The following is a 23194-nucleotide window of genomic DNA, read 5'->3' as shown; positions in this document are numbered from 1 at the left end:
AACTAATTCACAAACTCCTCTTCTTGGTGGTAAAGCTTGGCCGCTGTCTGCCAGCAAATCGCGTTGATCCAAGCTTTTTTCTGCGCCAGATCGACAAATGGCAGGGAGGTAAAATGCCCGATCAGTGCCTGCTTGAATTGTTGCGCCGCTAACCCATACATTTCCGGATACGTGCTGGCATCGGAGGCAAACAGCAACCTTGTGTAAGGCGCCAGTTCGACTGCTTCATCAAAAACCCGCTGTACGCCGCTGGGGCCGAGATTGTCCAGCAGCGAAATGTCAAAATAGACATTCGGAAAGACACTGGCTAAATAGCCGGCTTCGCGATGATACGGATAGCAATGCAGTAAAACCACTTTGAGTCCCTTTTTGGCAAAGGCATTCAGGAAATCGCGCATCAATAATGGATTACCTAGGTACATGTCCGTGTCCGCGTCGCCATAACCAACGTGAAATTGCAGCGGCAGATCCTGCGCCATAATCAACGGCGCTGCATGGTACAGGATGTAATCGATGAGCGGCTTGGACGTTAACCGTTTGACGCCGGAGTTCTTCCAGGTATCAAACCCAGCGGCGGCTTCCATGAGATTAACCGATTCAATGTGCAACCCCACGCGGTAAGCCGCAATCGATTTAAAACCGACATAGCCATGTGCCTTTGCCTGTTGAATATCCTGACTAAAAGCCTGCCACCACGCCGCAAAATTATCTGACTTCAGCATGAATGTTTCAGCGTGCGTTTCCAGCCGATAAATCGCCTTGACCGGCACACCGGTTAGCTTGGCAGTTTCATCTAAGTCGAGAATCGCATCATCCGGTACAAATCCGGTATCAATCAGCAATTCTTTGAAGTGATAGTGGCCGAAAATACGCTGATTATAAGTGGCATAACCCGGATCATTCATCGCCGCCAGCGGGTGCTTGGCATCGAGGGCAAATTGCTTGGCTAAAGCTAAAAAGCCATGATAGGCCAAACGGTTTTTGGTATCGGCGAGCGGATAATCATTGTCGGCCTCCGTCGACACCTGCGCCAACCGTTCGTCACGATTCGGCACTTTCCCGTTAATTAAGAAATGACAGTGATGGTCCAACAATGGGACTTGGTCGACAAACTCGGTTAGGTCGTCCAAAATGCTTCCTCCTCATGCACAGCGATCACCATTCATGATGATGCCCGAAATTGGTTCTTCAACTTGCAATTCAATATAGCTCGCGGTGCAATGCCGCAATTTTCTCTAACGCTAACTTCGAATAATATTGATCGTCTTCACGCTTGATCTTGGCGTAAGCATCGATCAGTTGCGGACCGAATACGTCGTGGAAAAGCGAATCGGTCACGAACGCGTCGACTGCCTGGCTCAATGACTGCGGCAGACGGTGAATCCCCATCTCATCGCGTTGGGCCTCGCTTAACGTTGCCGGATCGACATCACAATAATCACCCGGTTGCGTCTGGTGCTGAATGCCATCCAGCCCTGCTGCCAGCAAGCCGGCAAACGCCAAATACGGATTCGCGGTCGCATCGCTCGCCTTCAGCTCAATGTTCATCGAGCTAGCCGGATCGCCCCACGCCGTCGATGGAATCCGCATCGCCGCCTCGCGATTGTCCTTGCCATAGGTCGCATAAGCGCTGCTCCAATGTCCCGGAGCCAGCCGCTGATAAGAATTCGCCGATGGACAGGTCAGCGCCAGCAAGCCTTGAATATGTTTCAACACGCCACCGACAAAATACTGACCGGTCTTGGATAGCTGCATCGGCGCGTCTGCATCGAAAAAGGCATCTTCTTGTCCGCGCCACAACGATAAATGAATATGCGCGCCGGAGCCAGCCGAATCAACCAGTGGTTTCGGCGCAAAGGAGGCATACAAGTCAAAATCTTTGGCGGTGTTTTTAATGATCCGTTTGTAAATCACTTCATTGTCTGCCGCGGTCACCGGATCCTGCGGCAACATACTCAATTCATGCTGGCCAATGCCGCCTTCCGGATAATAGGCATTCGGCATGATGCCGACTTGTTGCAGTTGATTGATCGTTTTAAGAATGAACGGATAGGCAAAGTCCATGGACTCCGTTGAAAAGGCAACTCGCGGCATGGCCGGTTCGCGATGATCCTTATCCCCGGTGAACAACTCGAACTCGTTTTCATAAGCCATTTTCACGCTGAAGCCTGCATCGGCTAGCTGTTTAACCACCCGTTTCAAAATGGTGCGCGGATCGGAAGCATAAGGTGTTTTATCGAGATTATAAATATCGCCCATCAAGGTTGCCACTTGCGGCATATAAGGCAGCACATGCGCCGAAGCAGCGTCCCCGATCAAGCGCAATTCTCCAATCGGTGTCATGTCGGCAACCGGCAAAATGGTGTCGCGCTCACTGACATTCAGCGTTGCTTTGGTCAAGCCGATCCCGTCAGCCAGCTTGGCTTTCAGGCTGGCCAGCGGAATCACTTTTCCTCGTGTCAGTCCGTTATAGTCCACATACAAAAACTCAATCAGCTCGGTCTGTTTCTCCGTTAACTCCTCAATAACGGCTTCATCGTTCATTCAGCTGCCTCCTCATATCATTTTGACCCGCAATCCCGATTGTGTCATTAAACAACTACCGTTTCGTAAATGCTACTCGGCTTCAATCTTACATGATTCTTGGTAAAAGAAAAGATTTTCTGAAAATTGTTTTTGGAGCTGTTGACTACCAAGTGCAAGTCGTCTGTAACGCACCACAGAACGGGCTGATAAGCAACGTTTCGACCTTGTTGATCTTTTTGTCGTCTATTTGCTGGTAATCTTTGATAGTGATACTGAATCGTCTGCTTACTGACACCAAGCTCAGTTGCTAGTTGCTTTATAGTCTTGTCCATATACCACTCACCACGATAGCAATCATAATGAAAAGCTAATCTCTGAATAGTTCTTACGTTAGGATTATAATTATCTTTTGAAAATTTATTTTATATTTTGTTATGATCTGCAAATGTGATCAATTAGCTCGGCTTTTTTTCAATATTATTGTTGACAAGCCCTTTCATATCTAATATTATGTAGTTGTTCATATTGTTAATTAATTGGGTTTAAAATAAGGAGGTTATGGAGATGAAGAAGGGGCCGCTTTATAAGATTGTGGTTACCGCCGCTCTTTTGGTTGGTTTAGCAGTTGCTTTTCTTCCCGGTCAGTCGGTTTCCGCTAATAATCATGGCGACACTTCCTGGTCATTTTGGTTAGGTAACAATCAACAAAATTCCTATACAGGCGGGCGTATGAAGTATGATCGCAGTTACGCCTATATTCGAAATGACAACGGGTCAAATACAGGTGTAAACGCTTGGGTTCAATATTCAAACGGTAAAGAGTGCGGTTCCCCTAAAACTCGCACACTACCTGGAGAAGCCCACTACATTTGGAACAATGCATTTGAGGACGCAGGGTACAAGCCCGTCGAAATTCGACTTGCAATTGAGCAAGACCGTTCACTCTGGATTTCGCTCCACGCGTCCGGGGCTTGGAGTCCTGACAGCGTCTAAATGTAAATTTTTAGTATCCATCCGGAAATAACTTGCATCATTAGGTCATGAAACGCCTGTTTTCTCAAGCACGCAGCAGGAGCAGAAGCGGGTTTTCGTGATCTTTTTGTTTTACGCATTTTTGTATTCTCGATTCACCCTAAAGAGAAGGAGGTAGACCATGTATTTAAACGTTGAAGGCGTTTCAAAGTCCATCAAAGGAATACAAGTTCTCGACAATATTTCGTTCGGTGTTCCAAAGTCTAGTGGCACAATTTTGCGAGGCCCCAATGGATCAGGAAAAACCATGCTTTTGAGAGCTATCTCTGGACTAATTAAAATTGATTCTGGAAAAGTCTTTATCGATGGTAAACAAGTTCTTTTTGGACAAAAATTACCAGAAAGTATTGGTGTATTAATTGAGACACCTGGCTTCATAAATTCATATACTGGGTTCCAGAACCTACATTATCTAGCGAGCATTAATCAGCATGTATCCGACTCGGCCATTGATCATTACTTAGAAAAAATGAATATGTTGAAATATAAAGATGTCAAAGTCTCAAAATATTCACTGGGAATGCGTCAACGATTAGGAATTGTTCAGGCGTTTATGGAAAAACAAAGACTGATTTTGCTTGACGAACCTACTAATGGTTTAGATATTAGTGGCGTTAAATTATTTAACAATCTTGTAAAAAGTGCAGTCTCTCAGGGTTCCACTGTTCTTATAGCCACACATGACATTGCAGGCATCGACCTTCCGTCATTCAACACAATTTATTTGGAGAACGGAAAACTAAAGGCAGGTGGTTCCCGTGCATCCTAGAACAAAAGCAATCTGGTTATCGTTAATGACAATCATCCTCGTCCTTTTTGCATTTGCATTATTCACAAACGCAAGAGTCAATAAATATCGAGAACACGTTATCCCGATGAACCAGCGCGCAACGTTAACACAAACGACACAGATGCGTGTTTTTTCAGCAAGTCAAAGCAAAAATGCTCCAAAAAGCCTAAAAAAAGCCGATCAAGTTGTCCTGAATAACAACAAACGTGCAACTGGCACATATATTCTCATACAGACAATAACTAAGTATGCTGGATCTCCTGCTCATATTGCGCTAAATGTTGACAACTCTCAAATTTACCAGCCCATTTTACCTGGCACATCGAAAACAAGTACAGGATGGCAGTACTTGTTTTATGTCCGGACCCAGATAAAGCAAGATACGCAATTACTTTTATCTGTTGATAATCCAAAGGTCCCGAATCATTCCCGAAACATCTTTGTTGTCCATCCGAATAACAACGACAAAGGAGGCAAAGTTAAATGAAAACCCTCCGTTATACGAAGTTACAAATTCAACGTCTCCTAAACGATTCACTCATAACGTCATGGATTGCTATTGGCGTTGTCATTGTTGTCTTTCATCAGCTCAATTCTAACATTACCAGAGGTCCATGGAATCCGAATCCTACTGCGTACCAGATGATAATTGGATTTGATTTTTCATCTTTGTCCTCGCTGTATTATTTAATATTGCCAATCATAGCCTCAGTAGCCGGTGTAACGCTCGTAGCAGAACGACAATATAACCACAGTGATTTGTTGGAAAAATCACGCATTAACAAGCATAATTATTTACTTGCTAACACTCTAGCTGCGCTTTTGGTTGGAGGGATAATTACTAGCTTACCGTTAATTGTTGACTCTCTTGTTGCTTTTGTGCGAGAACAAGGAATGATAATTGATCCTTTTACCGTCCAAGGCCAGGTGATCCCAACTGAAAGCTCCTACTTCAAAATTTTTCTAAATCATCCAATTGCATTTCTTGTCGGTTACATTGCACTCACATTTATGTTTAGCGGTGGTTACGCTATTATTTCTTTTCTCATGTTCTTGATTTTCAAGAAAAAAGTTTGACAATCATTGTAGTGTTTGTTGCATTTCTTATTCAGTGGATTACTGTATCAGTATTTGGTGTTTCGGAAGCATCTTCTGCAATATTTTTAATTCCATCTCAAGGATATAGTCCCTATACTCAAGTATCTATCTTGGCTAACGCAGTTTTCTTTGTGATCATCATTGGAGTTCTATCTATTATTGTGGTGAAAAAAGATGAGATTTAACTTAACAAAAGATAAAGCCATTGGAATGGCTAGTCTGCTATTGCTGTTCATTTCTTTAACTACCCTACTACTGCTGAAGGAGAGCAACTTTGGGCATACGTCCATCCGTGTTCAGGACTATTTACAGCCCAATATGGAGAGCGCCTTCTTACTTTTTGTGGTAACAACATGTTGGCAAAATAAGGGAGTTTTGCGTCCAGAGGAAGTCATAAGGCTAAAAAGGCATCGTGTTATTCACCATATCAATTTGGTGGTAGATGTCACAGGAATTGTCGTACTCGCTTCTGTATATTGGGGTGTCGTTGCCTTATTTTCAAAACATTTCATCTTAGTTGATTTCTTGACCTTTACTTTTGTATATATCATCAACGGGATTTCCATTGCTTTAATATTTGACCTCTTGCTTTACTTGTTTAAATACCATGGGCCCCTTCCATTCATAATTTGTACTGCCATGGTCTTAATAGCTACGTTTACCCCAGCATTCCATCAAGGTTATTTGATCAAGCTCAACTATTTAATTGCAGTAGACTGGACAAAAGCAAACTTCGGAATTAAGTTATTATCTAGTGCACTCATCATTTTTGTAATGAATGCTGCAGCAAGCATGCAAATCGACAGTATGGATATTCGCTAAGCTTTTAAACCGATACTGCCAAAAAGATTTCGATACACGGCATGTTAGTTTATGTTGCAACCTCTACTAGTCTTGTCTGTTGTATGCATCTGCCGGAGGTTTTTATTCTGAATACATCGCGCGCACAACTTCAAATAATTTTAGTCCAACATCGTTTCTTTTCCACCTTCATTTGGACTATTGGTCTGATCCTGTTACTTTTAAAAAGGCTATCTGGCAGTAACATAGCCTTTTTGCCGCCATACGCTGAACATGGAAATCTTATATTTTGGATGTCTCAGCAATATGGTTGGTGGCTATTATACCTCCTTCCAATAATTATAATCTTCCCTGAATTATCTACCTTAGCTCGAATGATGTCACTATTTGTAGCAATACGAATAGACAACCGTGTTTCATACTGTTTGTCTACCCTGCTCAGTCTTTTCATACTAACGCTTAGTGTCAATCTGAGCTTGATTTGCTTTGTGAGCGCATTTAACTTTGTGGGCTTTGACCTTATCACTCTAATTGCGCAAACTTTTAGCGTGTATGTGACTCTTTGTCTATTTTATATGTTGGGTACTTTTCTAAGTCCCACATATGCAATGATTCTAATTTGCTTTGGTATATTCTCTTATGCAAAAGTTCAATCACTATTTCTGATTGGTAACACTGGAATGTACAGCCTAAACGAAAATGTCCAAAACATCTTCATTAATTTTTGTTATTTTATCTTAATCGGGTGGCTTATCGTCAAACGCTCATTGCATAGCGAACAAAGTACTTTTCAGTCTGCATAGCAACTGGTCTCTACAAGAACAAATGTCAGTCAGTTTCCTATTTTGAGGTCATTTAACTCGACACACCCATAGTAAGTCGAAAAACTTCTCTAAGAAAGCTGGCTCATTTTTGGGGCTGCGCCATAAGTAGTCTCAAATTATCAGGCATCACCGTCAAGAACTGGGAAAGTTCCCGATGGCGGTGCCTGTTTTCTTGCGTATCGGGGTGAAGCCGGTACGCCTTTTATATTTAAGTATGTCAAAAAAGGACGCCAGACCCAATCATTAAGATTGATTCTGGCCTCCTCTTTCTAGAGACTCATGGCGTAGCCTCTTCTTTGGGAATCACACTCCGGAATGACACATACACCCCTACCCTGTGCTGCTGTACCCTTGAAAACTTGTTGATACTCAGAAAAAGGTCGATTGTATATTGCCCAGGTAGGATCTATCGCAGGCTTTCCTTTAGACAAAAGAGCTTGAAACGGCGCGGTCAAGCACTCATCATTGACGATTTACTGTTTAAGCGTGAATTCTTCAATGAAGACCTAACTTCTGCCTAAAGTGCTTGATCATGACAAGTAGAAGCATGAAACCGGCTTTCGCACGATTCTTCAAACCACAAAAACTACTTCTGATGAGCCGCAACACGCTTCAAAAAGTCCTGGAAAACAACGAGCTGCTGAGGATCTTCCTGTTGCCACATATTTTCCGGATGCCACTGAACACCTAAGAACAGATCGTTGTCCGTGGACTCCATTCCTTCAACCACACCATCGGGCGCAACGGCTGTCACCTTCAACCCCTTGCCGACAGTTTTAACTGCTTGGTGATGGCGGGAGTTGACTTTAATGGTCTGCTTGCCGTACAAATCAGCCAAACGACTACCAGGCGTTAATTCGGCATGATGGGTCGCAAATTGACCCAATGTGGCTTGGGGATGTTGGATTCGCAAATCAGGATATTGCTGTTCAAGATCCTGATACAACGTGCCGCCCATAGCAACGTTCATGATCTGGATCCCGCGGCAAATACCGAAAATCGGTTTATTTGCGGCTAAGGCTGCCTTAATCAAGGCGATTTCAAATAAATCCTTTTGGTACAGCGTCATGCCGATCTTGGGATGCGGTTCCTCGCCATAGAGCGTCGGATCCACATCCGGGCCGCCTGGCAACATCAGGCCGTCGACCAAGGCCATATCATCGTGCGCCAACTGTTCGGTCTGACTGACATCATCAGGGAACGGCAACACAAGCGGCAGTGCACCAAGGTGAATAAACGCCTCTTTGACATCATGCGGCACATAAGCCGGATGATTGTTTGGCATCACAGGATTGAGTTCGATCAGTTCATCTGTAGGAATACCGATTTTTAGTTTCACGAGCAATTTCCTTCTATTCGGTTTAGTTTTGATTTCCCGAGTATACGCCGTCAAGCCATTGGCGACAATAGACAGGTTCAGGCAGTTTTGGTCGTGGCCACAATCAGCATCATCGGACGGCGCATTTCATCAGCCATGCCGGGAATAGTCTTGACCATTTCAGCAGTCGGCGTTGGCTCAATCACGCGATCCAGTCGCAGGTGGTTATCGAGCAAGGTATTCAAATAGGTCGTCAACGTCCGATGGTATTTTTTGATTCGATGGCCTAAGAAGTCGGTTTCCCGTTTGCTCTCGTCAAAATAGCGATCAACCGGCCAGTATCGATTGTGGCCCTGCTCGTCCGTGATCCACTCTTCATCGCCTTGGGCCGTAAAGATCGGATGTTCCACGGACATGATAAATTGCCCACCAATTGGCAGTTTGTTGCTGATCTTACCGACAAGCTCAGCGTAATCGGCAATGTAATGAATGGCTAGCGAGCTTAAAATGACATCAAACTGCCCCGGCAATTGATCGATTGCCTGCATGTCCAGCTGGCGATACGCGATACGCTTGTCATCCGTCAGCTCAGCAGCCTTGGCAATCATTTTGGCTGACGTGTCGATGCCAAGCACACTTTTAGCGCCATGATCAGCGGCATAGCGACAGTGCCAACCATAACCGCATCCGAGATCAAGCACACGTTTACCGGTAAAGTCCGGTAAGACCGTCTTCAACTCATGCCACTCGCCCGCCCCGGCTAGACCTTTTTTCGAGCGATCCATTTGGCTATAGGCCTTGAAAAAATCCGGATTATCATAAATCGCAGCCATCTGTGTTTCCTCCTTCGTTAATTAAGGCCATCATCGCAGTCCAGGCAAGAGGATGCAACCGGTATGGGAAGTAAAACCCCCAATTAGATTCTCATTGGCCAATGATGATATTTTAGTTTGAAAAGCAGTGCGATGCATGCTATCGTTGCCTCAACGTTTTTTCGGCTAAAGGGAGGCCTTTTCGTGACAGATTGGAACGGCTATCAAACTATCAATGAAAAATATCATCTAAACGGTGCCACCATGTTAGTGGATGCCAATCATCAATTGTCCCACTGGCAAAACGGCATGGCGGATTTTGCCAAACAAGAACCGTTTACGCTCAACACGACGAGCGGACTGGGATCGTTAAGCAAGCAATTTACGGCTGACAGCATGTTGCTGTTGGATGCGGATGGAGCGCTGAACATTGACGCGCCGTTGTCGGACTATCTACCGGAATATCGGTACGCCAAGCAGATCACCTTGCGCCAGATGTTACACATGGCAAGTGGCATTCCCGACTACACGGAATTATTGTTAGTCGAATATACCAAAAAGATGCCGAACGCCAGTGAATCCCATTTAAGTTACCCGATACTGGAAGATCTGGTTCACGGTGATGCCCTTCAGCAAGTCCTTGACTTATTGAACCGCCATCCGCTAGATTTTGCGCCGGATGAAAAAGGGGCTTATTCAAATAGTAATTATTTCCTACTTGGCCACATCATTGCCCAAGTCGCGAATATGCCGCTGGGCGATTTCATCGAGCAGCATTTTTTCCAGCCGTTGGGAATGACCCAAACCCGTTTCGGAACGCAGGCCGCCGAGGCAAATAGCTACGACAATCTAGATTTTACCAACGGCCAACCAGTGACTTTAGGCCGCGGCGATTACACTGGTGGCGATGGCGCCGTGGTCAGTTCGGTCACCGATTTGGCCAAATGGGCGCAAGCTACCTTGCATCAGCAGATTTTACCTGCGTCAGCTTGGCGTGAGGCGTTAACGTTGACGCACGATTTTTACGGCATGGGCTGGATGAAGTCTAAAACTCCGGGATGGCTGGCGCACAACGGTCACGTCTTTGGATACTGGGCCTACTTTGACGTTTCGTTCAAAAGACAGTTAGCGCATATCACGTTAAGCAACATGTCGCCCGGGACTGACGCGCGTAAGGCATGGCATAAGGAAATGGCTGCGTGGCTGTCGACTTTATAACAAAAGAGCACGTCATCATGCCAAATCATTTATGAGCAATAGAAAAAGCGCGAGTTTTCATTTAGAAAATTCGCGCTTTTTCTAATGAGTACATCCCTTGCGCCGCATTAACAATTGAACTTCTGTTAGAAGAACTGCCGCATAATGTCCTTCAACGGTGGCATGGATGGAATCTTCCAGTAATTTTCAAGATACTGGGAGCCATACTTCATGTAACCCTTCGCTTCCTCGCCGACAATTTTGCCTGGTAGCGGGGCGTCGTCTTGAACATAGGTGTTGATCAAAACCGGTTTCTCCGTTTCCTGATAGGCCTTAGTCAACGCTTCTTTAAACTCGTCGTTGCTGTGGGCTGTGTAACCAACGCCCCCAGCAGCTTCAGCAATCTTGGCATAGTCCATGTCCGCCAAATCGATTTCATAATTCAGCTGACCGGCACTTTGCTGTTCATATTCGATAAAGGCCAACTTCTGGTTGTTCAAAACAACCATGATAATGGGCAGCTTGTATTTAACCGCGGTAACGAAATCCTGCATGACCATGGCAAACGCGCCATCACCGGCCACACTGATATTTTGCCGCTTCGGGAAGGCTTCGGCCCCGGCAATCGCGCCCGGCAAGCCGCAACCCATCGTGCCTAACCAAGCCGAAATGGTATATTTCTGTGTTGGTTGAACGTTTAGAAAACGGGCACCCCATGACGTCGACGTCCCGACATCAACTGAGTAAACCGCATCTTTTGGCGCGGTCTGATCAATCGTGGCAAAGACTGCTTCTGGTGAGGCTGGGTTCGTGGTCAACAGACGCTTTTCGGCCATCCACTTGTCCCAACTTTCCATATTCTTCTGACAAGCTTTCAGGAAGCGATCGTCATCACGCAACGAACCCTTGGCGTTCAGTTCGGTCAAAAAGGTTTCGACATCGCCATCAACCGCCACATCAACCGAGTACCGCTTGCCCAGATTTTCCGGCTGCGTATCGATCTGGACACATTTTGCCTGTCCTTCATCCGGTAAGTAAGGTGTGTATGGATAATTGGTGCCGATCATGAACAATAAATCCGTTGCCTTCATTGCTTCATAAGCCGGCTTGGTGCCGAGCTTACCGACATTGCCAAGACTATTAGGGTGATCATCCGCAACTGTTCCCTTGGCCGGCATCGTTTGGATAAACGGGATGTGGTTAGCCTCAACAAACTTTTGAACCTGTTCCCCGGCATGTTCCGCCCCACGGCCGATCAAAGCTAATGGCTTCTGCGACTTCTGCAATAGCGAAGCCACATCATCCAGCTGCTTAGGATCAACTTCCGGTACGTTCAACGCAAAGGCCGCAGCACTGTCGCGATAACTCGTCGTTTCCTTTTGATCTGGCAAATCATCCGGAATCGTCAAAACCGCTACGCCTTTTTCCGTAAACGCGGTTCGAATCGCCGTGTCGACAATCTGGCCTAAATTATCCGAAGCCATGACCGTTTTATTATAAACCGCCACGTCATCAAACAGCTTAGGCGTATTGACTTCCTGGAAAAAGCCTTCATTCAGATTGCTGGTCGTGACCTGTCCCAACAATGCCAAAACCGGGGCGTGATCCATTTTGGCGTCATACAACCCGTTCAACAGATGGATGGCACCCGGGCCACCAATTGACAGGCAAACGCCAAGGCCGCCAGTCAGCTTGGCCGTTGCCGAGGCAGCCAGTGCCGCAACCTCTTCATGCCGAACCTGAACGAACTTGATCTTGTCTTGATGACGGCGCAACGCATCGACGGTCGTATCAATCGAATCGCCTGGTAGGCCAAAAACGTGCTTCACTTGCCAATCCATCAAAACGCTGACTAACTGATCTGCTGCTTTTGTTGCCATATCAAGATCTCCTCTTTTGACTACTTTTTCAAGTGAACAACTCAATTGTTCTCAATCTGTTACTATCTTCACCTTAGTGCTTTGATTTCTCTGGTCAATCATTCTTAGCAAGGTTTCATTTATACCGGCATGATTTACTTGTGAAAATATAATCTATTTTTTGAGATTGGTAATCAAATAACGCCTAAAACCAGCGTGATAAAGCTGTTTTATTTTTAATATTTTTAAAGCCACTTGTGAAATTAACTACGTAGTGTATGGACCGATCAATCGAATAATGAGAGCGTTCTCATTATTCGGTAAGGCCAATTGTGACCGGTTCCCGCAAAACCCGTCACTTAAACTGTCAGGATCTCATCATTTTCTCGCCCTTTTCTCTTGCAATCTATGGTAGAATACAACGGTTGTGAATTGTATATTTCGTAGGAGGATATCTACATGCCATTAGTTAACGCTGCAGAGCTTGTAAAAGCTGCACATAAAGGTCACTACTGTATCGGTGCCTTCAACACCAACAACTTGGAATGGACGCGTGCCATTCTCGCCGGTGCTCAAGAATTGAACGTTCCGGTTATCATCCAGACTTCCATGGGTGCTGCTAAGTACATGGGTGGTTATGAATTTTGCCAAACCATGATCGAAGCAACGGTTAAAGCCATGGGCATCACCGTTCCGGTTGTTATCCACTTGGACCACGGCAATTACGAAGCTGCTAAGGAAGCTATTGCTGCCGGCTACAACTCCGTTATGTTCGACGGCCACGACCTCGACTTTGAAGATAACTTGGAAAAGACCAAGGAAATCGTTAAGCTGGCCCACGCCAAGGGCATTTCCGTTGAAGCCGAAGTTGGTTCCATCGGCGGTGAAGAAGACGGTGTTGTCGGCGAAGGTGAATTAGCTGACGTTGAAGAAGCCAAGACTTTGGCAGCTACCGGGATCGACTTCCTGGCAGCCGGCATTGGTAACATCCACGGCCAATATCCAGACAACTGGAAGGGCCTGCACTTCGACCGCTTGCAAGAATTGAATGACGCCGTTAAGATGCCACTCGTTCTTCACGGTGGTTCCGGTATCCCTCAAGAACAAGTTCAAAAGGCGATCACCATGGGTATTTCCAAGTTGAACATCAACACCGAATGCCAACTTGCCTTTGCTAAAGCAACTCGTGAATACATCGAAGCTGGCAAGGATCAACAAGGCAAGGGCTTTGACCCTCGTAAGATGCTCAAGCCAGGCACCGATGCCATCACAGACACATTCAAGGAAATCACCGGCTGGATTGGCAACAAGCCTGTCAAGATGGTTCCTGAGGCACTTTAATTTAACCTGTTCTAAGGTTTCATCAGTCCACTCGCATTTGGTGCGGGTGGGCTTTTTTTAATATTGCTTTTTCAAAGCTTTTTGAGCCCTTCAAGTCATTTTCTACTCTTGACGATTTATATCAAGCGAGTTATAATTAGCAAACAGATTAATTTAGATCTAGGAGAAGGCCATGTACGAGGTTGATTTTTACGAAGATAAAGATGGTTATAGTGAAATCCATGATTTTTTAGATCGCTTAAATGATAGTGCACAGAAGTCAGATAGAGTATTACTCGCAAAAACCCTCTATCAGATTGACTTGTTGGAACAGCTCGGTCCTAACATGAAAATGCCACAAGCCAGAATGCTTAAGGGATATTCAAAACCACTCTTTGAATTGCGTCCAATGCCAGAGCGAATATTCTATGCAGCCTGGAACGGAAATCATTATATTTTGCTTCATCACTATACTAAACGTCAAAACAAAACGGACAGACGTGAGATTCAAAAGGCTTTAAGCAATCTCGAAGACTGGTTAAAGCGAAAGGAGAACTAGATTATGACAACGTGGAAGGAATATAAACCGACAATAACCGCTTTATCAAGTGAAGATATGACGATCATTGATACACTGGCGGATTTAGTGGCAGAACGCATTCGGAGGGGAATTAGTCAAAAAGACTTTGCCGCAAAGATTGCCATGAAGCAACCACAGTTAGCGAAGATTGAGCGTTTAGATTCAATTCCCTCTCTAGTTACTTTAAATCGGTATGCTAAAGGACTAGGGATGAAAGTTCAAATTTCATTAGTGACGGCTTAAGTTCTCGTTGAATCGTTAACCCAACAATACCCCCGGCGCATGCGCCGGGGGTATTGTTAGTTAACATAATAGTATCTAGAAATCTTGATTCCCCATTATTTTTCCAACAACTGATAAACAAAGCACCTGGTTTCATGATCGTTGACCAGCCCTGCTGCCTGCATAAACGAGTAAATGACAACAGGGCCGGTAAAACTAAAGCCGTCTTTTTTCATTTGCTTGCCCATACGCTTGGCCAAATCGGTTGTATTGGGAACCTCCGCATGACTGGTGATGTGGTGTTGAATCGGATGATTTTTGACGAACGCCCAGACGTAGTGATCAAAACTCTCGCCTTTATCAGCCAGCTTTGCAATAGCATTCGCGTTGTTGATAATCGCTGTCACTTTCAGACGATTCCGGATGATTTGTGGATTTTGCAAGAGTACAGGAATTTCGGGAGTCATGTGCTGGACTTGGCGATAATCAAAGTTGGCAAAGGCTGTCTTGAACGCTGCCCGCTTATTCAAAACCGTCTGCCAACTCAGACCCGCCTGCATGATTTCCAGCGACAACAGTTCAAACAAGTGGCGGCTGTCATGACTGGGTCTGCCCCATTCTTCATCGTGGTATTGCTGCATCAAGGCATTGTCGGTTTCACCCCATGCACACCGTTGTCGCTCAACTGACATGGGACACCGCCAATGATTGCTGGTCAATTGGATGTAAAACCCGGACGAGTCTGTTCCCGCTCAAGGTCATTTGACGATTAGCCACCAGCTTTGTCAGCAGTTCGTCGCCTAATTTACCGGCTAAATGAACCCGGCGCTCTGAAAAGTCGATACAAGTCTGGACCTTTCCTTGACGCACTGGGTGACCGAGGTACCGCCCCAAAACGTGCTGACCTTTTTCCGTCAATCGATAGGCGTTGGCGGTCGTCAAGACAATGAGTTTTTGCGTTAAAAGTCGGTCAAACAAGGCTACGCCAGCTTTTCCGGCCAAATGGTGGTAACAAGTCCGGGCGTCGCCCAATTTTTTCGCTGCATGACGCCGATCCAAGTATTGTTCCGCTGCTGTGCTGAGGATATTCGGCTCCGTCTGTGGCTGAACCGTTTGAAAATAGTCGCGACCGGCAAAATATCGCCGGTTAATTTTCTCAGCACGCACCAATTTAAGTAGTTCGCTTTTGATACTTGCTTCTGGATGGTTTAGCAGTTTAGCGATTTCTTTGGTCGTTAAAAACCGCCCACTGCCTAACAACAATAAGATTTCCTGCGCTAAATTTTCCTGCATAATCGCATCTTCTTTCCGGACAGCAAACATATGTTCTTGCGTCAATTATATCGTTTGCGACTTTTCGGAACAATACCTCTATGCAAAAAATTGCGAATCATCAGCGGCTTGTTTGCAGCTGCTTAAAATAGCCTTGCCGCGCGTACAACAACATTGCCAGGGTTACCCCAATAGCAGTAAACACCGCAATACCGGAAAAGCCGGTGAACTGTTTAATCAAGATACCACCGACAACGCCGCCAATCGCTTCGACAAGATACATCACCGCGTTAGCCAAAGAGGAAATGGTGCCGCGGGCTGATCGCGCTTGATCCTGCAAAGTGCTCATGAACAATGGCAACAGCGCGCCGCCAATTGTGTAAATCAATGCCAGAATGATCGTTGCGACTAATGCTGACGAAGCCAATGGCAAAACGACATAGCCACTGATGAACAACAGAAATTCAAGCAGGAACGCGTGCGGCTGACCTAACCACGTCACCAGTCGAGCGCCGATCAAACTGCCGACAAACTGTCCTACTCCAATCACCAGAATAAAGCTGCCGATCGTGCCGACCGAAAGTCCAAAACTTTTCGCGAACCAGGTACCGATGAACGCAAAGCCGGTAAAATTTGCCGTCTGAAACAATAAGTACGCGCCTAATAACTTGAGTACCGGTTTGTTTTGCAAAAGCTGGCCGTAGATGCTGGATTTTGGCTGGGCGGTTCTAACTTCATTAAGGCTAGGCATGAACCGCGCGACCAACAATGTCAGTATCAGTGCAATTGTGCCGACGAAGAAGAAGGGAAAACGCCACGAGATAACGGCCAAATAACTACCGAGCGGAACGCCGACAATCTGGGCAACCGCCAAACCGGCTGTGGCGTATCCCATGACTTTGACCACCTGACCCTTAGGAAAGAGCACCGGAATTGCTGCCCAGATTTGCGGACCGGCTGTCGCAGCGGCAATGCCGACAATAAATCGGGTGACGAGCATCAGCGGAAACGTATTGGCCAGTCCGCACCCAGCAGTGGCGAGGGTAAAGACAATGAGACCGATAACCAAAATGCGTTTACGATCATGACGATCGGAAACCGGGCCAATCAGCAACGCCGACAGCATGTACCCAACCGCGTAGGCACTGACAATGAGACCGGAAAGACTCGTTGAGATGCCGTAATACCGCGTTAAAGTCGGTAATAAAGGTGAAACCAGAAATGTATCCGTGCCAATCACAAACATAACGAGGAAAAATAAAAGCGAGAGCCTGCGTTCTTTCATGCAAAAAGTCTCCAATCTGTTTTATAGTTTTAAATTTATCAAACAATAGCCGCTAAAAAATAAGCAACCATGTGCTTATTTACAGCTCAGCAAGTAATCCCGGGAAGACGGATTCAATCTTATCGGTATTTAACGTGACGAATTTCTGCCGTCCTTGAACGCGTGTGGTAATCATGCCGATTTCACGTAACGTGCGCAAATGATATGACATCGTTGATTTGTCAATCTCCACGTGCTGGTTAAGCTCATTGCACCCCATTTCGTGGCCCACGTGGTAAAGCATGCGCACAATCGTGTAACGTCCCGGCTCGGACAAGGCAAAGAAAATTCGCTGCTTGAAGGCTGTTGCGTCTGTCGATTGTTTGATATCCATACAACAGTTATGCCACAGATCATCGGTGAAAACAAGGAACTTCTTAAAAACAAGTTGATCTTCGTGCCTTTTTTGCAATTCAAAGCGTCCGTGTGCGGGGAGTAAGGGTTGTAGGGCAAACCGGCTCCGAAACGTGATCCCCGGCGCAGAAGCCTGCGTGTAAGGACCTTGGTCGCAATGGCAAAGAACGCCATCACGCCCAAGGCCACTTACACTCCGGCTTCTAACCGCGCCGGCTCACGCTCTTTCCCAAAAGCAAATTTTCTTCACTCTTGGTATACTGTTCGTATATGTCAAATACCAAGTAAGGAGAGTTGCAGCATGGCGCGGTCCACTAATCGAAAAAGAAAAATGCGCTCGCCGCGGCAGGCACGGCGTCAGTTGAATAAGTTATTGCGCGACCCAATTGCCAAACCGCATAATGCCGCAGCCGTGCGCATTCGCCTTGATGAACTCACGGCGCTCTTTCAGCACCGTGAATACCGGCCACACCAGTCTGCAACCGTTAATCGGGTCAACATTCAAGGAAACGTGCAATTTGATCTGGCTCGTTGGTACCCTGAAGGTGGCCGGCTGCGTGACATGTTGCGCCCGCGCGGTCCGCTGCTTCCTATCACGTTTTCGGTTCAGGATTTTGGCAATCATCGCAAAAGCCTCGCCCGCGGCCTCACGTTAGCTATTTCTAAAGCTGCTCGACAACTGGATCAAATGAGAACCGCCGACAAATTGCCCATCATCATGCAGCCGTTTAGTGACTGGGTTCATCTCCTCGCCCTCGGTTTGCAGAATTGGCTTGAAAACGGTCAGGTGGTCTTTTCTTTGCTTGATCTCAAGGGCGCCTATGTCTTGACGACGATGCCGACTGCTCCCGCTACTTGGCTGGCGAGGCTTTTTGGCATTTCCTTGGGCCAAGCCGATCAGACTCTGACCGATTTGCGCCACCAACGGCAAGAACAAGCAGACCGCTTAACCACCAAACTAGCAGCCAAATTTGCGCAGGAAAAAGCCCCGTTAGTGCAATCCGCAAACCAGCGCGCGGCCAAGTCGCTGCAGTTAGACCCACCAACGATGGCCCAGCTTGCCTCAGACCAAGCACCGCTAAAAACGCAAAAAGACGTCATCGATCGACTGGCCCGGGGCGACTACATCGTGATCGATACAGAGTTTGTGGCCGATCGCAACCAACTTGACCTAACCGAAATCAGCTTGTTACGGGTCCGTGATCATCAAGTTGCGGGGGCGTTTGATATTTTTACCCAACTACCTGAAGGCCATCACGTAATGCCATTCTCGGTCAAAATTACCGGGATCACCGATGACTTGTTGAATCAGTACGGACAACCGCTGCCGCTTGCGAAAACCGCCGTCGAGCAATTATTGAAGCATGAACTCGTTGTCGGCTTCGCACTCAGCAATGACCTACGCGCCCTTCGCGCCGGCCTCGCGATCGATGTGCCTCCTGTTCAAGCTTTCGACGTCGCCGCATTAGCCCGTAAAACTTTTGGGATCGGCAAAAAGCATACCCCTTCACTGCAATACTACAAAGAAGCACTCGGCATTGATTTACCTTCTCACACAGCCTTGAGTGATGCCCAAACCACGATGGCCTTGCTCGAACACCTCATTTGGGAAGGCAACCCACTTATCACCAAGGAGCTCGGCTTTGAACAGCGCCCACCTGAACACGCCAATGATCCGGAGCCTTATCAGAAACCGGATTTGAGTGACAAATAGTTAAAAATAAACATATTGCGTTCGATCGAAAAGTCTAATTTTCATATTTTATTAATCTGTTCAACAATATGATTAAATAAGGTACACTTTTGTTGACCAATCCTTCAGAATTTAGCTATATTAAAGTTACAAGGGATCGTTTCTTTGGAGATTGTAAAGCAAACTCAAGTCTATATCCTGCGCGAACGTTCAAAAGATAAGGAGAAGGGCCATGCTGGAAGTCATACTAGAAATAGTGATAATAGTTGCCATCATCTCGCTACAGACTTTCTTCGGTTACATTGGCAACAAGATACTAGGAGCGCTTTTGCCAGTAGCTTTGATGGTTGTATATATTTATTTCATTGCTCAAGGCCAAATACATTTCTCCATTATTGACATTGTCCTTCCAATTGTTGGGCTTATGGCACTAATCAGCATTTGGGCAGGCGGGCGAAAGACAAAGCTTCGGAAGACGAAAGTTCAGGAAAAGTAAAAAGCAACGACTTTTGCAAACCATGGCGAAAGTCGTTGCTTTTTGCGTCCTCGATGTTTTTCTTATTGAAGTCACAAATGGGACTCAGGCTTCTAAATGCTCCCCTAGAATGGTATCTGGATCAATTCTCAAAGATTTGATCCAGTCAATATTCTTCTCAAAAAGTGTCTGATCGATCAGTCTTGTCGCTTTTAAAAACACCTTCAGTTTATCCAAGCTTTCTCGATTTAGGGAATCCAATTTAAACTGAATCATCAACTTCAGAAAGGTCACATGATGCCGCATGTAAAGAACATGACGGTCTAACTTTTCTAAGTCTAAAAAATCTAAAAAACGTACTGCAGAAGACGGATCATCTTGGCCAAGAAAGAACGCTGACAAATTATATAAAGCGCTTATCAGCAACTCATCGTAGCTAGGTAGGTGGAATTGCTGATAAGCACGAAACATCTTTTTTGCGATCCTCAAATTGATTTTGGCAGGTAAAGAGAACACTAGATTAGTGAACACTATATATTCAAAGCTGAACCACCTGCCAGGTTGAAGCAGATAGTCTTGAATAAAATCGCAATCATCTTTGGAAAGTGAACTTTCTTGCCGTGACAACTCGTCGATACAGTTCTGAATCATCATACCGATAAGTCTGTTGGGAGTTGTTGATGGATTTTTTTCTTTGTATGACTTTAATAAACTGATCAGCCCTTCTAAATCTGTTGAATCGTAGTAATGTGCCATTTGCTTAAAGATTGAGGTTGATGCCTCATCTCTATCATTAATCAAACGGCAAAATTCTTCAGCGGACATAAACGTTGGCTGAAGTATCTTCATCATTGTCCTCAACGTCATGTCGCTCTGATCGTGCTCTAAGTGGGAAATTGTTGATTGATGTAAATCCGCCTTTACTTCTTTTATTTTCAAGTCACGTCTTCGCCGCACCTCGCGATAAATGGATCCTGCTGCATAGTCCGCCACGCAAGTACCTCGTTTCTTTTCGAAATATAAAAATATGAATGATTTCATATTAGCATAAAATTCTTCATTAATGCGGTAATCTATAAAGAGCCAAAAATGGCTAATTTGGATTTGAGGTGTCAATCAAAATGCGAAAATTATGGATTGCAGCCTTTGCAACTTTCTTTATTGCTTCAGTCCTTGGCGTTCTTTATGGCCAAGTTGGTGGAGGTTTGCTTCTAGTCACAGCGTTAGCTTTTGGTGTTGGAAACGATATTATTCTGATTGTGATCCTTTATAAATTAATTTCCAGAATCTTTAAATCGTAATCCAGTCTTAGCTTGAGAGAAAAGAACATCAGTTTACTGAACACATGTAAGCGTTTATACTTAATACGGTTACCTAGTTATGCCACAGCTGAATTAAGGATCCTAGGCACCGGCATAACCGATAAGTTTCTGCTCCAAGAGCCCTAGTCTATCGACAATCCACGAGGAGGAATTTTCATGCAAGACGAACGTTGGAATCACCCACTGTACACAACTGAAGCCATCAACGACGAAGGACTGGAAGGTCACGCTTATGTGCCAGGCGGCCTGAAGGTTCAGACGAGCAGCCCGATGAATGACCATCCGGGGACCAACCCTGAACAGCTTTTGGGCTTGTCGTTGAGCACTTGCCTTGAAGCCACATTGGAAGCCGTTGAAAAGGAACATGGACTGCCACATACCGGCGCAGTTCGCGTGAAGGTGGCGTTCATCGGCGCGCGTGCCGAGTATCAATTTCTGGTTCATGCCCAGGTTATGGTGAAAGGCGTGGATTTGGATACTGCCAAAGCCTTCACTGAAGAAATTGAAAATCGCTGCCCGGTTTCAAAGTTACTTAAAAATAGCGGCAACTACACCATCGAAACCGTCACCGATTTCGATGACTAACTGCTGCATCACCTATTCGTCTCGTTAAGCCAAATGTGCTTAACGAGGCGTTTTTATTTTCTGGCCCGCGATCTAAAACCGATTGTCACAAACGCCGCCACCATTAAGATTCCCCTTGTTATTCTTAGCTGATGACCTGACTTTTTAGCACTGAAAGCGGTACACTGATAACTAGAAGGGAGTTGCAAACAAATATGAAGAAGATTATCAATGACCCGGGCGATATTGTCCCGGAAATGATTGCTGGTCTCACTGCCAGTTATCCGCAATATTTGAAACAGATTCCTGAAACAACGGCGGTCGTCCGCAATGACGCCGCATTTAAGCAACATGCAAAAGTCGGTGTTATTTCCGGTGGCGGGTCAGGTCATGAGCCGCTGCATGCTGGTTATGTCGGCCAGGGCATGCTTGATGCCGCAGTGGCCGGTCAAGTCTTTACCTCGCCGACACCCGACCAGATTTACGCTGCGATCAAAGCGGTTAACCAAGGCGACGGGGTTCTCATGATCGTCAAGAATTACTCCGGTGACGTCATGAACTTCGACATGGCCAAGGACCTGGCCAGCATCGATGACATCAAGGTCGAGTCAGTCGTCGTGGATGACGATGTGGCGGTCAAAGATTCACTGTACACTCAGGGCCGCCGTGGCGTTGCCGGCACGATTTTTGTTGAAAAGATTCTCGGAGCGGCTTCCGAAGCTGGGTTAGGCCTCGATGACCTCAAAAAGCTAGGCGATGCGGTCGTTAAAAATACCAAGTCGTTTGCGGTTGCCTTACATGCAGCAACGGTTCCAGAAGTCGGCAAGCCCGGTTTTGACCTGAAGCCAGATGAAATCGAATTTGGCGTTGGCATCCACAATGAACCCGGCACCGGTCAGGAAAAGCTGCCGACTTCCAAAGTGCTAGCCAAGCAACTCATCGGCAAGCTAACCGCTGAATTCAAAGATCCTAAAGCTCATAAATACGCGGTGCTGGTCAACGGCATGGGTGCGACCCCACTGTCCGAGCAGTACATTTTCATGGGTGATGTTTTGAATGAATTGCACGCCCAAGGCCTCGAAGCCAGCTTCACTAAGGCAGGCAATTACGTCACATCGCTCGACATGGCCGGGGTTTCACTGACAATGCTGGCGTTGGACGATCCGCAATGGCTGACTTATCTGAATGCATCTGCACATACTGTAGGCTGGGGGGATACTGATGTTAAACGTTGAGACATTAACCAAATGGATGACGGATTTCGAAAATCGAATTGCCGATCAAAAAGATCATCTCACCGAACTTGACCGCGTAATCGGCGACTCCGACCATGGTAACAACATGGAACGCGGCGTCAATGCGATCGAAGCAGCGTTCGAAAAGACACCGCCAACCGACGATCTGGCGCAGGATTTCAAGACAATTGCCATGGCGATGCTCAGTAAAGTCGGCGGTGCCAGTGGTCCATTGTATGGAACGGCTTTTCTAGAAATGGCCAAACTCGCGAAAACCGACACTGACTTTGGCGACCTTGTCGAAGCAGCTGCCAAGGGTATTGCCAAGCGCGGCCAAGCCAAGCCGGGCGACAAAACCATGTTAGATGTCTGGGCACCTGCTGCTGACTTGATTAAGCAAAACAAATTGACGGCCGCAGCCATTGACAAACTGGTCGAGGCCACCAAGCCAATGACCGCCAAACGCGGGCGCGCCTCTTACCTCGGTGAAAAAAGTGTCGGCCACATTGACCCAGGCGCGGCTTCGACTGGTGAGCTACTAAAAGCATACCTCGATGCAAAAGCGTGAACTGTCAA

General features: G+C 46.2%; 26 protein-coding genes and 1 pseudogene. 16 read left to right on the top strand and 11 right to left on the bottom strand.

The genetic code is table 11. The features are described from left to right. Window positions 1–2: 2 nt before the first annotated feature. The 3 genes and pseudogenes from GSO_RS13330 to GSO_RS18470 all read right to left on the bottom strand — a co-directional run. Window positions 3–1130, bottom strand: a complete 1128-nt coding sequence (locus GSO_RS13330; RefSeq protein WP_010493033.1) for an amidohydrolase family protein — start codon at window positions 1128–1130, stop codon at window positions 3–5. Between the two features lie 70 nt (window positions 1131–1200). Then, window positions 1201–2544: a glutamine synthetase family protein gene (locus GSO_RS13325; RefSeq protein ID WP_010493032.1), complete on the bottom strand. Its 1344-nt coding sequence runs from the start codon at window positions 2542–2544 to the stop codon at window positions 1201–1203. A gap of 194 nt (window positions 2545–2738) precedes the next feature. Then, window positions 2739–2858: pseudogene (locus tag GSO_RS18470) on the bottom strand (DUF536 domain-containing protein); the annotation flags it as partial. 232 nt (window positions 2859–3090) lie between these two features. On the opposite strand from GSO_RS18470, the gene GSO_RS13315 reads away from it, so the two are divergent. From GSO_RS13315 to GSO_RS13295, 6 genes are all read left to right on the top strand, one after another. Beyond that, the gene (locus tag GSO_RS13315) at window positions 3091–3519 is read left to right on the top strand and encodes a DUF2712 domain-containing protein (protein WP_010493027.1); all 429 of its coding nucleotides are present in this window, start codon (window positions 3091–3093) and stop codon (window positions 3517–3519) included. Between the two features lie 160 nt (window positions 3520–3679). After that, window positions 3680–4327: an ABC transporter ATP-binding protein gene (locus GSO_RS13310; RefSeq protein WP_010493025.1), complete on the top strand. Its 648-nt coding sequence runs from the start codon at window positions 3680–3682 to the stop codon at window positions 4325–4327. Then, window positions 4317–4835: a hypothetical protein gene (locus GSO_RS13305; protein ID WP_010493023.1), complete on the top strand. Its 519-nt coding sequence runs from the start codon at window positions 4317–4319 to the stop codon at window positions 4833–4835. Before GSO_RS13310 ends, GSO_RS13305 begins: the two co-directional genes overlap by 11 nt. Then, a complete protein-coding gene (locus GSO_RS18310; protein WP_010493021.1) occupies window positions 4832–5425 on the top strand; it encodes a hypothetical protein in 594 nt (197 codons plus the stop codon). Before GSO_RS13305 ends, GSO_RS18310 begins: the two co-directional genes overlap by 4 nt. After that, the gene (locus tag GSO_RS17905) at window positions 5422–5631 is read left to right on the top strand and encodes a hypothetical protein (protein ID WP_152662804.1); all 210 of its coding nucleotides are present in this window, start codon (window positions 5422–5424) and stop codon (window positions 5629–5631) included. The genes GSO_RS18310 and GSO_RS17905 overlap by 4 nt, the downstream gene beginning before the upstream one ends. Continuing rightward, complete coding sequence (locus tag GSO_RS13295; protein WP_010493019.1) at window positions 5621–6268, top strand: hypothetical protein; 648 nt, start codon at window positions 5621–5623, stop codon at window positions 6266–6268. Before GSO_RS17905 ends, GSO_RS13295 begins: the two co-directional genes overlap by 11 nt. A 1389-nt stretch (window positions 6269–7657) precedes the next feature. Here GSO_RS13295 and GSO_RS13285 read toward each other — a convergent pair. Together GSO_RS13285 and GSO_RS13280 are read right to left on the bottom strand one after the other, a co-directional pair. Beyond that, window positions 7658–8410, bottom strand: a complete 753-nt coding sequence (locus GSO_RS13285; RefSeq protein WP_010493015.1) for a gamma-glutamyl-gamma-aminobutyrate hydrolase family protein — start codon at window positions 8408–8410, stop codon at window positions 7658–7660. A gap of 77 nt (window positions 8411–8487) precedes the next feature. Then, the gene (locus tag GSO_RS13280; protein WP_010493013.1) at window positions 8488–9222 is read right to left on the bottom strand and encodes a class I SAM-dependent methyltransferase; all 735 of its coding nucleotides are present in this window, start codon (window positions 9220–9222) and stop codon (window positions 8488–8490) included. A gap of 183 nt (window positions 9223–9405) precedes the next feature. Here GSO_RS13280 and GSO_RS13275 point away from each other — a divergent pair, with 183 nt between their 5' ends. Next, window positions 9406–10419 carry a serine hydrolase domain-containing protein gene (locus GSO_RS13275; RefSeq protein ID WP_010493011.1) on the top strand — a complete coding sequence of 338 codons (1014 nt, stop codon included), beginning with the start codon at window positions 9406–9408 and terminating at the stop codon, window positions 10417–10419. Window positions 10420–10544: 125 nt separating this feature from the next. On the opposite strand, the gene GSO_RS13270 is transcribed toward GSO_RS13275, so the two are convergent. Beyond that, window positions 10545–12278, bottom strand: coding sequence for a pyruvate oxidase (locus tag GSO_RS13270; RefSeq protein WP_010493010.1), 1734 nt, complete (start codon window positions 12276–12278; stop codon window positions 10545–10547). 438 nt (window positions 12279–12716) lie between these two features. Here GSO_RS13270 and fba point away from each other — a divergent pair, with 438 nt between their 5' ends. From fba to GSO_RS18300, 3 genes are all read left to right on the top strand, one after another. Further along, complete coding sequence (gene fba, locus GSO_RS13265) at window positions 12717–13598, top strand: class II fructose-1,6-bisphosphate aldolase (RefSeq protein WP_010493008.1); 882 nt, start codon at window positions 12717–12719, stop codon at window positions 13596–13598. 172 nt (window positions 13599–13770) lie between these two features. Next, on the top strand, window positions 13771–14136 hold the full coding sequence (locus tag GSO_RS18305; RefSeq protein WP_010493007.1) for a type II toxin-antitoxin system RelE/ParE family toxin: 366 nt from the start codon (window positions 13771–13773) through the stop codon (window positions 14134–14136). A 3-nt stretch (window positions 14137–14139) separates the two neighbouring features. Next, the gene (locus tag GSO_RS18300) at window positions 14140–14400 is read left to right on the top strand and encodes a helix-turn-helix domain-containing protein (RefSeq protein WP_010493005.1); all 261 of its coding nucleotides are present in this window, start codon (window positions 14140–14142) and stop codon (window positions 14398–14400) included. Between the two features lie 95 nt (window positions 14401–14495). Here the strand turns inward: GSO_RS18300 and GSO_RS13250 are convergent, their stop codons facing one another. The 4 genes from GSO_RS13250 to GSO_RS13235 all read right to left on the bottom strand — a co-directional run bounded on the left by GSO_RS13250 (window position 14496) and on the right by GSO_RS13235 (window position 17309). After that, the gene (locus tag GSO_RS13250; RefSeq protein ID WP_010493003.1) at window positions 14496–15071 is read right to left on the bottom strand and encodes a DNA-3-methyladenine glycosylase I; all 576 of its coding nucleotides are present in this window, start codon (window positions 15069–15071) and stop codon (window positions 14496–14498) included. Further along, a complete protein-coding gene (locus GSO_RS13245; RefSeq protein WP_029345618.1) occupies window positions 15061–15672 on the bottom strand; it encodes a hypothetical protein in 612 nt (203 codons plus the stop codon). Before GSO_RS13245 ends, GSO_RS13250 begins: the two co-directional genes overlap by 11 nt. 100 nt (window positions 15673–15772) lie before the next feature. Continuing rightward, complete coding sequence (locus GSO_RS13240) at window positions 15773–16936, bottom strand: MFS transporter (protein ID WP_010492999.1); 1164 nt, start codon at window positions 16934–16936, stop codon at window positions 15773–15775. 79 nt (window positions 16937–17015) lie between these two features. Next, on the bottom strand, window positions 17016–17309 hold the full coding sequence (locus GSO_RS13235) for an ArsR/SmtB family transcription factor (protein ID WP_010492997.1): 294 nt from the start codon (window positions 17307–17309) through the stop codon (window positions 17016–17018). A 321-nt stretch (window positions 17310–17630) separates the two neighbouring features. On the opposite strand from GSO_RS13235, the gene GSO_RS13230 reads away from it, so the two are divergent. After that, entirely contained in the window at window positions 17631–19043 is a 1413-nt protein-coding gene (locus tag GSO_RS13230) for a 3'-5' exonuclease (RefSeq protein ID WP_010492995.1), read from the top strand. A 223-nt stretch (window positions 19044–19266) separates the two neighbouring features. Beyond that, window positions 19267–19518 carry a hypothetical protein gene (locus tag GSO_RS13225; protein ID WP_029345617.1) on the top strand — a complete coding sequence of 84 codons (252 nt, stop codon included), beginning with the start codon at window positions 19267–19269 and terminating at the stop codon, window positions 19516–19518. An 84-nt stretch (window positions 19519–19602) separates the two neighbouring features. Here the strand turns inward: GSO_RS13225 and GSO_RS13220 are convergent, their stop codons facing one another. After that, window positions 19603–20490, bottom strand: a complete 888-nt coding sequence (locus GSO_RS13220; RefSeq protein WP_010492990.1) for an Rgg/GadR/MutR family transcriptional regulator — start codon at window positions 20488–20490, stop codon at window positions 19603–19605. Between the two features lie 128 nt (window positions 20491–20618). On the opposite strand from GSO_RS13220, the gene GSO_RS13215 reads away from it, so the two are divergent. From GSO_RS13215 to dhaL, 4 genes are all read left to right on the top strand, one after another. Further along, window positions 20619–20798, top strand: coding sequence for a hypothetical protein (locus GSO_RS13215; RefSeq protein WP_010492988.1), 180 nt, complete (start codon window positions 20619–20621; stop codon window positions 20796–20798). Between the two features lie 177 nt (window positions 20799–20975). After that, window positions 20976–21404 (top strand): OsmC family protein, encoded by a 429-nt coding sequence (locus GSO_RS13210; protein WP_010492987.1) that lies wholly within the window; start codon window positions 20976–20978, stop codon window positions 21402–21404. A 194-nt stretch (window positions 21405–21598) separates the two neighbouring features. Beyond that, window positions 21599–22618 carry a dihydroxyacetone kinase subunit DhaK gene (gene dhaK, locus GSO_RS13205; protein WP_010492984.1) on the top strand — a complete coding sequence of 340 codons (1020 nt, stop codon included), beginning with the start codon at window positions 21599–21601 and terminating at the stop codon, window positions 22616–22618. After that, window positions 22605–23186 (top strand): dihydroxyacetone kinase subunit DhaL, encoded by a 582-nt coding sequence (dhaL, locus tag GSO_RS13200; protein WP_010492982.1) that lies wholly within the window; start codon window positions 22605–22607, stop codon window positions 23184–23186. The genes dhaK and dhaL overlap by 14 nt, the downstream gene beginning before the upstream one ends. Window positions 23187–23194: the final 8 nt, after the last annotated feature.

It is taken from the genome of Lacticaseibacillus zeae DSM 20178 = KCTC 3804 (genome assembly GCF_000260435.1).
In the GTDB taxonomy this organism is placed as follows: domain Bacteria; phylum Bacillota; class Bacilli; order Lactobacillales; family Lactobacillaceae; genus Lacticaseibacillus; species Lacticaseibacillus zeae.
This window is presented reverse-complemented; position numbering and strand designations above follow the sequence as displayed.